The sequence below is a fragment of the Mycobacterium sp. SP-6446 genome (genome assembly GCF_001954045.1).
Classification (GTDB): Bacteria; Actinomycetota; Actinomycetes; order Mycobacteriales; family Mycobacteriaceae; genus Mycobacterium.
The window spans coordinates 108,183-122,480 of sequence record NZ_MBEM01000207.1 but is presented as its reverse complement, the minus strand read 5'-3'; the positions used below and the strand labels follow the sequence as shown (position 1 = coordinate 122,480).

Below are 14,298 nucleotides of genomic sequence, written 5' to 3'. Positions count from 1 at the left end.
AAATCTGGCCGTTCTGACCCGTCGGACGTGCGGCGAGGTTTGACGGTAAGCCACTCGGGTATGGGTTTGGCTGGGGTAGAAGCGGATTGGATAAGCGATGAACACGACGGACGAGTCCATCAGGATCAGGCATCCAACCGAAGCCGACTGGCAGGTGGTCTACGAGAACCAGGCTCGCGCCTTCGGGGATCCGGTGGGCGCGCGGGACGTCGAAGCCTGGAAACGCCGCGTCGAATTGGAGGACATCCTCGTCGCCGAGGATTTCTCCGATCCGCAGCGGCCGTTCCTGGTAGGGACGTCGATCATCTATCGCTCGCGGCTCACCGTGCCGGGCGGCGCCCGCCTGCGGGCCGCGTGGCTGTCGATGATCGCCGTCGCGTCGACGCATCAGGGCAAGGGAATATGGGCGCAGCTCAGCGCCGAGGGGCTGGGCAAGCTATTGGAGCGCGGCTATCCGATCGTGTGTGGGGTGCCGACCCAAACCGCGATGTATGACAACTTCGGTGCCGGCGTGGCCACTTACAGCCGCACCTATTCAATCGACCGGCGCTCGGCGAAGTTGCGGGACGCGCCGAGCGATAACCCGGGCCGCGAGGTCAACGCCGCCCAAGCGCGACGGTATTTGCCCGAAATCTACGAACGGTGGTGCGCCGCAACCGATGGGGCCGTCGAGCGCAACGACGCGTGGTGGGCCGACTATCTGGAAGACCGATCAACGCAGCGCGGCAACCGATCCGCGCTGAATTGCACGATTCATCCGGACGGCTTCCTCACGTATCGCGTCATCACCGAGACGCAGCACGGGTTTCGGCCACCGCTGGGAACCGTTGTCGTGCAAGACTTCTGCCCCATCACCGACGAAGCCCATACCGAGCTGTTGCAGACGTTGCTGGTTTTGGAGATGTTCGACGACATAGAGATCGACGTGCCGGTCGATGACCCGCTGCCGCTCAAACTTCGTGACCAGCGTTCCGTTCGAACCATGGGCGTCAACGACTTTCTCTGGGTACGCATCAACGACGTGCCCGAAGCACTCGGTGTCCGCGGGTACTTCGCCGACACCGAGGTCGCGCTGGAAGTGGTGGACCCGCTCAAGCTCGCCGGGGGCCGATTTCTCCTGCAGACCCGCGATGGTGTGGGCAAGTGTGTGCCGCACGAAGGGCCCCCGGACGTGGAACTCAGCCTGGGTGACTTGGGGACGCTCTATATGGGCGCACACCGCGCCTCCGAGCTTGTCCGGGCGAACCGCATCACCGAGGTGCGTCGGGGTGCCCTACGCGAGCTGGATGCCGCGTTCAGTACCGAACGAGCACCGTATTGCGGGACGCTTTTCTAATGTGCTGTCTCAGCTACCCTGGAAGGGTCGAGATTTCGCTCCGCGGCAGGACGCCTGTTATTGTCGCCTACGCGGTCTCGGCCGTCCAAGGCGCCGTTAGCTCAGTTGGTAGAGCAGCTGACTCTTAATCAGCGGGTCCGGGGTTCGAAACCCTGACGGCGCACCCACTCAAACCCCTCGGGTTCCGAGGGCGTCGCGTCAGCGGTTCCGGATCCTGCGGACCACCACGACGACCACCACCGAGCCGATTCCCACCAGCGAGACGGCCACCGCGGGCTTCGTCACGAACCCGATCACCTTGGCCTTGAGGTCGTCGGCCAGGCGACGAGGATTTGCGCGCTCGGCGAGGGAGTCGACGGTGGACGCCAGCTGGTCGCGGGCGACGTCGATGTCCCGCTTGATGGTCTCGGGGTCCCGATCCGCCACGTCTCTTCCTCCAACTCGCCTTGTGCACCTGACGCACTACCCTAGATCAGCTGGCGATAACCCCTACGATCCGGTGAACCGAAAGGACCCACGTTGACCGAGACCACGCGGCTTGCCCCGGGCGACAAAGCGCCCACCTTCAGCCTGCCCGACGCCGACGGCAACAAGGTGTCCCTGGCCGACTACCGTGGGCGCCGCGTCGTCGTGTACTTCTATCCGGCGGCTTCGACGCCCGGCTGCACCAAGGAGGCCTGCGATTTTCGCGACAACCTGCGCGACCTCAACGACGCCGGACTTGACGTCATCGGCATCTCCCCGGACAAGCCGGAAAAGCTCGCCAAGTTCCGCGATGCCGAGAAGCTGACGTTCCCGCTGCTGTCCGATCCGGATCGCAAGGTGCTGACGGCGTGGGGCGCCTACGGCGAGAAGCAGATGTACGGCCGGACGGTGCAGGGCGTGATTCGCTCCACCTTCGTGGTCGACGAAAACGGCAAGATCGCCGTCGCGCAGTACAACGTGAAGGCCACCGGCCACGTCGCCAAGCTGCGCCGCGACCTGTCGGTCTAGGTCTGATAAGGCGAATACAACAATCCCGCAAGCGATCTGCGGCACAATAACGGCGCGCTCCCGATGACGAGGGAAAGGAGCCGGCCGTGGACATCCTTGTCACTCTCCAACGGGTCTTTCGGCGATGAAGCCAGAGGACCCGGAGGAGTACATCCGCCGCCTGGAACACGGGGGCGGCCAGCCGGGGGCGCAGCCCGATCGACCGTTTGGCGCCCCTGGCGAGAAGCCTGCGCCCGGGGGGACCTCACGGCAGCTCGAAGGTCTCGCGCGGCTTGCGAAATCGACTCCCGGGCGGCTGCTGTTGGGGTGTGGGGCCGCGGCCGCGATCGCGATCGGGGTGATCGTGGCGAATCACTCCGGGACCACGGTGCAGGGAAACCTGATCATGATCAACAGCGGCGCCAAAGACACGATCAACTGCAACGAGGGAGACCTGAAGCTGGACGGGGACAACAACACGTACACCGTCACCGGCCACTGCCGCAGGCTGGAAATCTCCGGTAGCGCAAACAAAGTCAGCGTTGACAGCGCCGACACCATCGGTGTCATAGGCGACGACAACGTCGTCACCTACCACTCTGGCGCACCGACAATCAACAAGACCGGAAACAACGACATCGTTACCCAACGCCCGAGCGGCCGTTGAACCCTTTCCCGCAGCAACCTAACCCAGGTTGGCCAGCAGCAGCGCTTCGGCGATCGCCGCGCGTTCCAGCACACCCAGGTGCAGGCTCTCGTTGACGCTGTGTGCCTGGGTCCCGGGATCTTCGACACCCGTGACGAGAATCTTGGCCTGCGGGAACGCGGCGGCAAACTCGGCGATGAACGGGATCGAGCCGCCCATGCCCATGTCGACCGGGTCGACGCCCCACGCTTGCCGAAATGCGGCCCGCGCGGCGTCGTAGACGGCGCCGCTGGCATCGATGGCGTACGGCTCGCCGAGGTCGCCGGGCGTGACGGTCACCTGGGCGCCCCACGGCGCATGTTGCTGTAGATGCGCGGTCAACGCGTCCAGGTGCGCCGCCGCGTCGCCACCGGGCGCGACCCGCATGCTGATCTTGGCCCGGGCCCGCGGGATCAGCGTGTTCGACGCCGCCGCAACCGGTGTGGTGTCGATACCGATCACGGTGATCGCCGGCTTGGCCCACAGCCGCTGCGGCACCGAACCCGAGCCGATCTCGGACACGCCGTCCAGCAGGCCGGAGTCGGCGCGCACCCGCTCGGCCGGGTAATCGATTGGCGCGGCGCTACTTTCGTGCAAACCGGCGACCGCCACGTTGCCGTCGTCGTCGTGCAGGCTGGCCAGCAGCCGCACCAGCACGCTCAGCGCATCGGGAACCACACCGCCCCACAACCCCGAGTGCAGCCCGTGGTCGAGGGTTGCGACCTCGACCACGCAGTCGGCCAAGCCGCGCAGCGACACCGTCAACGCCGGGGTGTCGACGCTCCAGTTGTCCGAGTCCGCGATCACGATCACGTCGGCGGCCAGCGCGTCGCGATGCGCGGCCAGCAATCGGCCCAGTGAGGGCGACCCGGATTCTTCCTCTCCCTCGACGAAGACCGTCACACCCACCGGCGGCCGCCCGCCGTGTGCCCGAAACGCCGCCAAATGCGTTGCGATGCCGGCCTTGTCGTCGGCACTGCCGCGACCGTAGAGGCGCCCGTCGCGCTCGGTGGGCTCGAAGGGCGGCGACGTCCACTGGCCGGCGTCGCCTTCGGGCTGCACGTCGTGGTGGGCGTACAACAGCACGGTAGGCGCGCCCGCCGGTGCGGGATGATGCGCGATGACCGCGGGCGCACCGCCCTCGCTGACGATGCGTACATCGCCAAAACCCGCCTGCGACAACAGGTCCGCCACCGCCTGTGCGCTGCGGTGTACCTCGGTGCGGCGGCCGGGGTCGGCCCACACCGATTCGATGCGGACCAAGTCCTCGAGATCGCGGCGCACCGACGGCAATACCTCGCGGACCCGCTCAACGAGATCGCTCATGGTCTCGAGGCTAGGCCCTCAGGACGTTTCAAGGATGGCCACCGCGGCGGCGGTATCCCCCTCGTGTGTGAGCGACACGTGGATCGTCACGTCGGCCAGGTGCCTGGCGATATCACCGGTCAGCCGCACCCGCGGTCGTCCCCACATGTCGGTGACCACTTCGATGTCGCGGTGAATGTCCTCCGGCAGCACGGGACGCTGGGCGAACCGCGACCCGGACCAGGCCTTGATCACGGCTTCCTTCGCGGCCCAGCGCGCCGCCAGGTGACGCGCCGCCGACGAACTCTTGTCCGAGGCGTCACGACGCTCGCCCGGCGTAAACGTCTCGGAGAAGACGGTTCCCGGCTGGTCGACCTGCTCCGCGAAATCAGGGATGGAGACGAGGTCGATCCCCACTCCGACGATGCCCATGGCTGGCCAGGTTAACGGATGACCGACGTCATTCGGCGGGGACCTCGTAGGCCTCGTCGTCACCCAGCCGGGCGGCCGGATTCAGCAGCATCGCCGCCTCCTGCCGCTTCTCGGGCGCGCCGTGGTCGAAGCGGCGGTCCGCCGGCCGCTCGTACATCGGCGCGCCGCCGGCGATGGCCGACGCCAGTCGGCGCTGACCGGCCAGCAGGCGTGCCTCCGCACGCTGCTGGTAGGTCTCGCGCTGCTCCGGGTCCAGCGCGGCGATGAACGCCTGCGGGTGGACCAACGCGACGAGCCCGGACACATGCCCAAACCCGAGACTGGTCAGCATCCCCGCCTTGAGCGGGAACTTCCCGCCCAGCCGCAGCGTGTCCCGCACCCAGACGAAGTGCGCGGAGCCGGCCAATTCGTCGTCGACGCAATCCAGGCTGCGGTTGGGCGGGATCACCCCGTCGCGCAGCATCTGGCACAGGCCCATCGTCTGGAAGACCGCCGCGCCGCCCTTGGCGTGCCCGGTCAGGCTCTTCTGCGACACGATGAACAGCGGTGCGCCCTCGGAGCGGCCCAGCGAGTCGGCGAGCCGCTCGTGCAGCTCGGTCTCGTTGGGGTCGTTGGCCAGCGTCGAGGTGTCGTGCTTGGAGATCACCGCGACGTCGTCGGCGCCCACGCCGAGCTTGGCCAGCGCGCGCGCCAGCGGCGAATCCGTGCCGCCGCGCCCCGCGCCCAGCGCACCCAGGCCCGGGGCCGGGATCGAGGTGTGCACGCCGTCGCCGAACGACTGCGCGTAGGCCACCACCGCAAGCACCGGCAATCCCATCTTGAGCGCCAGGTCGCCGCGCGCCAGCAGGATGGTGCCGCCGCCCTGCGCCTCGACGAAGCCCAGCCGGCGCCGGTCGTTGGGCCGGGAGAACTTCGAGTCGTCGATGCCCCGGCCGCGCATCATCGCGGTGTCGGCGGTGGCCGCCATGTCACCGAAGCCGATGATGGCTTCCAGCGTCAGGTCATCCAGGCCGCCGGTCACCACCAGCTCGGCCTTGCCCAGCCGGATCTTGTCGACACCCTCCTCGAGCGACACCGCCGCCGTCGCGCAGGCCGCCACCGGGTGGATCATCGAGCCGTAGCTGCCGACATAGGACTGAACAACATGCGCGGCAACAACATTCGGCAGCACTTCCTGCAGGATGTCGTTCGGCTTGTTCCGGCCCAACAGGTTGCCGTGATACATGGTCTGCATCGACGTCATGCCGCCCATCCCGGTGCCCTGCGTGCTGGCCACCAGGCTCGGGTGCACGTAGCGCATCACTTCGGCCGGGCTGAATCCGGCGGACAGGAACGCATCGACGGTCGCGACGATGTTCCACAACGCCACCCGGTCGATCGAGGTGGCCATGTCGGGGCTGATGCCCCACACCGTCGGGTCGAACCCGGTCGGAATCTGGGCGCCGACGACGCGCGACAGCTTGGTCTTGCGCGGAACCCGGATCTCGGTGCCGGCCTTGCGGATTACCTGCCAGTCGGTTGAGTCGGGCACCGGCCGGATGACGGTGTGCTCGGGGTCGAATTCGACGAAGCCGCGGGCGTCGGCCTCCGACGACACCACGAAGCTGAAGTCCTTGTCCAAGAAGACCGACACCAGCAACGGTGACGCGTGGTCGGGATCGATCGCGCCGTCGTCGACGAACTCACGGATGCCCGTGCGCTCGAGCACGGCGTCGTGGTAACGCTCGACCAGCTCTGCTTCGTCGACCAGGTCGCCGGACTGCGTGTCGTACCAACCCGGTTGGGGGTCGTCCTCCCAGCGGATCATTCCGGTCGTCCAGGCGAGCTCGAGCACCCCGGCCGCCGAGAGTTCGTTCTCGACCTCCATCTCGAACCGGGTGCGCGACGAGCCGTACGGCCCGATCTCGGCGCCGCCGACGATCACGACCAGATCGGCCGGGTCGACGTCGAGGTCGTCCCATTCCGGCGGCGGGGCGGGCGTGTACCCGCGGGGCGGCGACGGCAGAGCGGCAATGGTGCCCTCGGTCTCGACCTCGTCGTCGGCCGCGTCGGTCGACATCTCCTCGCGCGCCTTGGCGGCCAGCTCGGCCATGTCCAGCTCGGCTTCGCCGAGCCCGCCGGTCAGGTCCGCCTTGATCGGCTTTCCGGCGGCGGCCACCTTGGATTCCACATCGCACAGGGCCAGCAGCATGCCTGCCATCTCGTCGGTGGAGTAGGTGGTAACGCCGGCCTCCTCGACCGCGTCGACGATGGCGTCGTTGTGGCCCATCAACCCGGTGCCGCGGGTCCAGCCAATCAGCGCGTGCGCCAGGCTCACGCGCGCCGCCCACGACGACTCGGCGTGCCAACGACTCACCAGGGCGTCCAGCGCGGACTTGGCCTCGCCGTAGGCACCGTCGCCGCCGAACATGCCGCGGTTGGGCGAACCGGGCAGCACCACGTGCAGCCGCGATGCGATGTCGCGCTCGGCGCCGATCTTCGATAGCCCGCCGATCAGCCGCTGCACGGCCCACAGCAGCACCTTCATCTCCATCTCGGAGCGCGATCCCGCCTCCGACAGATCGCCGACCACGCGCGGCGCAGCGAACGGGAACAGCAGCGTCGGGGTCTGCGCGTCCTTGATGTGAATCGACTGTGGTCCAAGGCTTTCGGTCTGCTCGGTGCCGACCCATTCGACCAGGGCGTCGATGTCGGAGTAGGACGCCATGTTGGCCGCGACGACCCACAGGGCAGCGCCGTAGCGGGCGTGATCGCGGTAGAGCGAACGGTAGAACGCCAGGCGTTCGTCGTCGAGCTTCGACGTCGTTGCGATGACGGTGGCACCGCCGTCGAGCAGCCGCGCGACCACCGACGCCGCGATCGAACCCTTCGAAGCGCCTGTCACCACGGCGACTTCGCTGCTGTAGGGCCCCGGGTTCGGGTTCTCGGCGCCGGCGGCGATTCGGCCGTACAGCGACGCGTGGATCTGCCGGCCCGCGGCCAGCGCCTTGCCCTGCCACCAGGTGGCCTGGGTAGCGACGACATGTCCGGCGCCCTCGAACCGTTCGGACAAATGCAACCACTGGGCGTCGATGTCGCCGTCGTCGGCCAGCCACAGCTTGACGAGGTCCTCGCGGGCGCTGGCCCAGCGGTCGTCGAACACGACGGCCTTCTTGGCGTCGAACACCGGAGCCACCAAACGTGGCCAGTCGGCGCCCAGTTCGAGAGTGACCAGGTCGATGAGCTCGGCATCGGTGGCCGCCGGTGACACGCTGACCGGGTCGTCGTGGCCCAGCTGGCCGAGGATCAGGCGGGCCGCCGAGGCGAGCACGCCGTCGCGACCGGTGATCTGATCGGTGAATTCGCTCAGCGCGGCCGCGTCGATGGTCGCGCCCCCACCGGCGCCCCCGGCGGACGGCAGCGACACCGCAACCCCGCGGCGGGCGGCGACCGAAGCGACCGCGGCGTCGATGACCTTGTCGACCGATGCAGCGTCGGCCAGCGCACCCTCGTGCAGGTGGCCCATCGCGCCGCCGCGAACGCTGGTGCCCTCACGGGTGCCCAGCGCGACCTCGACCGTGACGTGCTTCGCCCAACCGTCACCGAGCTCCCAGGTCTTCTTGACCCGCTCGGCAATGGCGGCGGGCCGCTTGCCCGAGGGCCCGAGAACGGTCCGCAGCTGATCGTTGATCGCATCGGAAAGCACTGGGCCGTAAGGCTTGTACGTGCGGGCCAGCTTGGTCACCTGAGACCGCAGCCCGGCGAGGTCCGCCTCTGCGGCACCGTCGATGGCGCCCAGGTTCAGCTCCGAGCCCAGGTCCACCAGCAGCTGGTTGCGTCGCGACGACGCGCCGTCGGTAATGGACTCGATGGAGTCGAGTTCCTCGATCTGGTCGATGCGCATCTTGGCCGACAGCGCGATCAGCGCCAGGGTCGCGTCGGCGGCGTCGAACCCGATGTCGTCGGGGCGTGGAGCACCCGACGGAGCTGCGGCGGGAGCCGGAGCCGCCGCTGCGGCCTCCACGGCGGCGCCTTCCGGTGCGGCCTCGGCGACCGGCGCCTCGTCTTCGGGCTCCGGTTCAGGGTCGGTGTCCGTAGCGAACAGCACCGCGGCGTCGCGCTCGGCATTGAGCACTTCGACTGTGCTGTGGGCATATTCGGGCAGCTTGAGGGTGTTGGTGGCCAGCCCGGCGACGGTCGGCGCTGACTTCACACCGATTTCGACGAAGCGCTCCACGCCCAGACCGCCCGCGGCCTCCTCCGTGAACAGCAGGTCCTGGGTTTCGATCCAGCGCACCGGGCTGGCGAACTGCCACGCCAGCAGCTCGATCAACACCTTGCGGGCCAGCTCGCGGGGCTTCTCGTTACGCCAGGTGTCGTAGTCGGCGAGGATCTCGTCGAGCGGCTCGGCGGGCACCAGGTCCCGGATTTCCTGAACGAAGTCGCGGTCCAGCGTGAACGGCCGCGGCACCAGGTTGGGGATGTAGCGCCCGATGATGATGTCGGGGTCTTTGTCGCGCGGCATGACCCGCTCCAGCGAGCGACGGAATTCGGCCACCCCGATTCGCAACACCCGGGAGTGGAACGGCACGTCGATCCCGGGCACCAGGATGAACGACCGCCGGCCACCGCTGAGCTCGCGGCGACGCTCGACTTCCTCTTCCAGCGCTTCCAAACCGCGCACCGTGCCGGCGATCGCGTACTGCGAACCGCGCAGGTTGAAGTTCACGATCTCCAGGAATTCACCGGTGCTCTCGGCGATCCCGGCGACGAACGCGGGCACCTCTTCGTCGGGCAGGTCGATCTGCGAGGGCCGGATCGCCGCCAAGCGGTAGTTGGAGCGGCCCAGCTCGTCGCGCGGCACGATGTCGTGCATCTTGGAGCCGCGGTGAAACACCATCTCCAGCAAGGCTTCCAGCTCGTAGATGCCCGTCACGCAGGCCAGGGCGGTGTACTCGCCGACGGAGTGCCCGCAGGCGATGGCACCTTCGACGAAGGCGCCTTGCTCGCGCATCTCGGCGACCTGGGCCGCGGCCACCGTCGCCATCGCAACCTGAGTGAACTGCGTTAGGTAGAGCACGCCCTCGGGGTGGTTGTAGTGCACACCGCTGGCGATGATGCTGGTCGGGTTGTCGCGCACCACGTGCAGCACCGAGAAGCCCAGCGTGTCCCGGGTGAACTTGTCGGCGGTGTCCCACACCTTGCGGGCCGCCTTGGACCGGGCGCGCACCTCCATGCCCATGCCCTTGTGCTGGATGCCCTGGCCGGGGAACGCGTAGACCGTCTTGGGCGCGGCCAGCCGGGCGGTGGCCGACATGACCAGATCCGAGCCGATGCGCGCCGCCACTTCCAAAACCTCTGCGCCCCGGTCGATTCCGACGCGATCGACACGGAAGTCCACTTCGTCACCCGGGCGCACCATGCCCAGGAAGCGCGCGGTCCAGCCGATCAGCCGGGCCGGTGGGCGGGCTTGGCCGTCGGTGGCCGTCGCCGCGTGCTGCGCGGCGGCCGAGAGCCACATGCCGTGCACGATGGGCGATTCCAGGCCGGCCAGCAGCGCGGCGGCCCGGTCGGTGTGAATCGGGTTGTGGTCGCCGGACACCACCGCGAACGGACGCATGTCGACGGGTGCGGTCAGCGTGACATCGCGGCGGCGACGTCGCGGAGTGTCGGTCGCGTTCTCGGAGACCGCGCCGCCCGCCCGCACCGGGTCGGTCAGCTCGGCCGTACCGGTTCGACCGAGGATCGCGAAACGCTCGGCGAGGGTGGCGATCGCCGTCCCGTCGGCATCGGCGATGGTCACCGAGACCGGGACGACGCGGCCCATGTCCGTGTCGGTGGCCGACGAAGCCGTTGCGGTGACCGTCAATTGCGCCGGGACACCGGGCAGCTCACCGACCACGTGGGCAGCGTGGTCGAGGTGCACCAGGCTCAGCAGCCCCTCGACCACCGGGACACCGGCGTCGGTGGCCGCGGAGCCGATGGCCGCGAAAACGGCGGGCCAGCAAAGACCCACGAGCGCGTCCGGCACGGTGGTGAGGCTGGGCGCCAGCGGCTCACCGAAGGTGGCCGTGACGCCGGTGTGGTCGGCGACCCGCTCGGGATCCCAGTCGACGCTCACGGTCGCCGTCCCGTCGACGACCCGCGGCAGGAACTCCGGCCCGTCGACGCCGGCGGCGATCGCCAGGACCGCGCGCATCGCGGTCGCGGCGGCCTCGGTGGAGACCACCGGAATACCGCCGTCAAGGGTGTTGGGATGCAACGTAAACGGAATATCCACCCATACGCCGGACACCGGCACACTGAGCACGACTTGCTCGGTGCCGGCCCCGTCGTCGGACTTCACCTGAAGCCGCGCGCCAGTGGATGAGTGTGTGGCACGGAGGCTTTCGGGCCCGTCGTGCACCAGCCAGTCGGCCGGATCGGCGATGCGGTGAACCGGGTTCGTGGCGGTGCGACCGGCCCACAACACGTCGGCGGCGTCGAGCACGACGGCCAAGGGTCCGGTGACGTCGGGGCGACCCAGCCGGCGTGAGCGGACGGGTTGCGGCTCGGCCCCGCTCTCCAGCACCTCGTCGATCGCGGCCTGCTCGAAGCGGTCGAGCAATTCACCGACGGGTTCGTCCATCCGCGTGATGCCGGCGACCGACGCGGTGCCCGGGATGATGCACACCTGGTCGGCTTCGTAGCGGGCGTCGTGGGCCTGCCACAGCGAGTCACTGCGCCACCACCGCCGGACGTCCTTGTCGATGACCGGCACGAAGTTGACCGGCTTGCCCAGCGTTTTGCACAGCGTGACGAAGAACGGCACGTCGGCCGGATGCAGTTGCACCTTTTCGGCGTCCGGGTAGTGCTCGAGCAAGGTGGCGATGGCCTGGTCGGGGTTCTCCAGCAGCGCCCGATCGGCGAACAGCGTCTCGATCGGGCCGAAATCCTTTGGGTGCAAACGAGCTTCGGCGCGCTGCAGCATCTGCTCGAAGCGGTCGCGCCAGGTGTCGGCCAGCCAGGGGCTGCCCGGCGAAGCGGTGTCGGCGGTCGAGTTGCCCTCGCCGATGGTCAGCTCGACGTAGCGCCGCAACCACTGCAGGTAGGTCATGTCCGCGACGTCGCCGAAGTACGGCTTGGCCGTGTTGGCCATCGCCGCGATGATCTCGTCGCGGCGCTCCGCGACGGCGTCGGCGTCGCCGGCGACCTCGTCGAGCAGCCGACCGCAACGCGAGGCGGTGTTGTCGATTTCGTGGATGTCCGCGCCGAGCTGGCTGCGGCTGGAAGCCATACCGCCCTGGGCTTTTCCGGCACTGATCCACTGGTCCGTGCCTTGCGTCTCGACCAGCATGCGCTTGACCGACGGCGACGTGGTCGACTCGAGCGTGGCCATCGCCGCGGTGCCGACCAGGATCCCGTCGATCGGCATCAGGGGGAAGCCGTAGGCCTGCGCCCAGCGTCCGGACAGGTATTCGGCCGCCCGCTCGGGGGTGCCGATCCCGCCGCCCACGCAAACGGTAATGTTGGGGCGCGAACGCAGCTCGGAATACGTTGCCACCAGCAGGTCGTCGAGGTCTTCCCAGGAATGGTGGCCGCCCGCGCGCCCGCCCTCGACGTGCATGATCACCGGCTTGGTGGGCACCTCGGTAGCGATGCGGATGACCGAGCGGATCTGCTCGATGGTGCCCGGCTTGAACACGACGTGGCTGATGCCGACCTCGTTGAGCTCATCGATCAGCTCGACGGCCTCCTCGAGATCCGGGATGCCGGCGCTGATCACCAAGCCGTCGATCGCCGCGCCGGACTGGCGGGCCTTCTGCACCAGACGCTTGCCGCCGACCTGGAGCTTCCACAGGTATGGGTCGAGGAACAGCGCGTTGAACTGGTAGGTGCGGCCGTCCTCGAGCAGCCCGGACAGCTCCTCGATCCGGTCGGCGAAAATTTCCTCGGTGACCTGCCCACCACCGGCCAGCTCGGCCCAGTGGCCGGCGTTGGCCGCGGCGGCGACGATCTTCGCGTCGACGGTGGTCGGCGTCATGCCGGCCAGCAGGATCGGTGACCGCCCGGTCAGCCGGGTGAACTTCGTCGACAGCTTGACCCGGCCGTCGGGCAGGCGCACCACAGTCGGGGCGTAGCTCGACCACGCCCGGGCCACCTCGGGGGTCGCCCCGACGGTGAACAGGTTGCGCTGACCGCCGCGGGTCGCCGCCGGCACGATGCCGATGCCGAGGCCCCGGATCACCGGCGCGGTCAGCCGGGTGAGGATGTCGCCGGGCCCCAGGTCGAGGATCCAGCGCGCCCCGGCATTGTGGACCTGGGTGATCTCGTCCACCCAGTCGACGCCGCGGACCAGGATGGCCTCGGTCAGTTCCCGGGCCGACGCCGCGTCGAGGCCAATCTTCTCGGCCCAGGTCCCCACGATGTCGATGCCGTCGGCCAGCCGCGGTGTGTGGAAGCCGACCTCAACCTGCACCGGATCGAAGACGGGCGAGAAGACGTCGCCGCCGCGGACCTTGTTCTTGCGGTCGGCCGCTTCCTTGTCGGAGATCTGCTGGCAGTAGAGCTCGAATCGGGACAACTGCTCCGGGGTGCCGGTGATCACGACCGAGCGCCGGCCGTTGCGGATGGATAGCACCGGCGGCAGCACGGTGCGAACATCCTGTGCGAACTCGTCGAGCAGCCGGCGGATGCGCTCGGGGTCGGCGTTGGTGACCGACACCATCGGCGGACGGTCGCCGAGGACGGAGATGCCGCGCCGGCGGGCCACCAGGGTGCCCGCGGCACCGATGAGCTGGCCCATCGCCAGCAGCTCGGCGTCGCGCGCGCCCGCCGCCTTGAATGCCTCGACGGCCAGCACACCTTGCGAATGTCCGGCGACGGCCACCGGCGGTGTCGCGACCCAGTCCATGCCCTGTCGCGCCAGGGCACGCCCGGCCGCGATCTGGGTGAGCAGCACGCCCGGTATCGACACCGCGGCCGATGTCAGGTGCTTCTCGGACGGAACGGGATCCTCGGCCGCCAGCGCGCGCACCCACTGCAGCGGCTCGAAACCGATCGGACGCACCACGACCAGTTCCTTTGCCACCGGTTCGAGCAGCAGCTCCACCTCACCGACCAGCGTTGCCAAGTCGGTTTCGATGCCGGCCGACGACACCAGTTCTTCCAGGGTCTCCAGCCAGGCGCTGCCCTGGCCGCCGAAGGCGACGGCGTACGGCTCGCCAGCCGTCAGCCGGTCGACCAGGGCATGCGTGGCCTGGGGGCTGTTCCCGTCGCGGTCAGCGGACACCCGGTCGGGCTCGTGGATCGTCACGTTCTATTTCTCCCTGTATGCGTCTTTACGTCTCGGTTCGCTGGCCGGTTCCCCACCGGCGCGCGTGGCCTGTCGCTTCCAGGCGATTCCGCGTCGAATCGCAAGCCAAAAATGGCTGACCGGTGTCTTGTCGGCGGGCCGCCCCCTTGAAACGAATGGATCCGAGCGGCGCGACGGACTGCATCGGCTGTACTAAGAGTGTCATAAGAATCAAGGCCCTTTTCGCATGCTGAGCAGTTACTGGTGAGTTCTACGCACGGGTAACCGTGTCATGGGTAACACCCCGCGCAACCC

Annotated in this window: 7 protein-coding genes and 1 tRNA gene; 4 read left to right on the top strand and 4 right to left on the bottom strand. The window is 68.5% G+C overall.

Annotated elements, in window-relative coordinates; all coding sequences use genetic code 11:
- Positions 1–97 precede the first annotated feature (97 nt).
- Positions 98–1,336 (top strand): GNAT family N-acetyltransferase, encoded by a 1,239-nt coding sequence (locus tag A5736_RS18840; RefSeq protein WP_076247923.1) that lies wholly within the window; start codon positions 98–100, stop codon positions 1,334–1,336.
- Between the two features lie 90 nt (positions 1,337–1,426).
- Positions 1,427–1,499 (top strand) — tRNA-Lys (locus tag A5736_RS18835).
- Between the two features lie 35 nt (positions 1,500–1,534).
- Here A5736_RS18835 and A5736_RS18830 read toward each other — a convergent pair.
- Positions 1,535–1,762: a DUF3618 domain-containing protein gene (locus A5736_RS18830; protein ID WP_076060487.1), complete on the bottom strand. Its 228-nt coding sequence runs from the start codon at positions 1,760–1,762 to the stop codon at positions 1,535–1,537.
- 93 nt (positions 1,763–1,855) lie between these two features.
- Between A5736_RS18830 and bcp the strand changes: the two genes are divergently transcribed.
- Positions 1,856–2,329, top strand: a complete 474-nt coding sequence (bcp, locus tag A5736_RS18825) for a thioredoxin-dependent thiol peroxidase (RefSeq protein ID WP_076247921.1) — start codon at positions 1,856–1,858, stop codon at positions 2,327–2,329.
- A 124-nt stretch (positions 2,330–2,453) separates the two neighbouring features.
- On the top strand, positions 2,454–2,975 hold the full coding sequence (locus A5736_RS18820; protein WP_076247920.1) for a DUF3060 domain-containing protein: 522 nt from the start codon (positions 2,454–2,456) through the stop codon (positions 2,973–2,975).
- Between the two features lie 18 nt (positions 2,976–2,993).
- Here A5736_RS18820 and A5736_RS18815 read toward each other — a convergent pair whose 3' ends face one another.
- The 3 genes from A5736_RS18815 to A5736_RS18805 are packed head-to-tail and all read right to left on the bottom strand — an operon-like array spanning position 2,994 to position 14,004.
- Complete coding sequence (locus A5736_RS18815; protein ID WP_076247918.1) at positions 2,994–4,319, bottom strand: dipeptidase; 1,326 nt, start codon at positions 4,317–4,319, stop codon at positions 2,994–2,996.
- An 18-nt stretch (positions 4,320–4,337) separates the two neighbouring features.
- On the bottom strand, positions 4,338–4,730 hold the full coding sequence (locus tag A5736_RS18810) for a holo-ACP synthase (protein ID WP_076247916.1): 393 nt from the start codon (positions 4,728–4,730) through the stop codon (positions 4,338–4,340).
- A 28-nt stretch (positions 4,731–4,758) separates the two neighbouring features.
- Entirely contained in the window at positions 4,759–14,004 is a 9,246-nt protein-coding gene (locus A5736_RS18805) for a type I polyketide synthase (protein WP_076247915.1), read from the bottom strand.
- Positions 14,005–14,298: the final 294 nt, after the last annotated feature.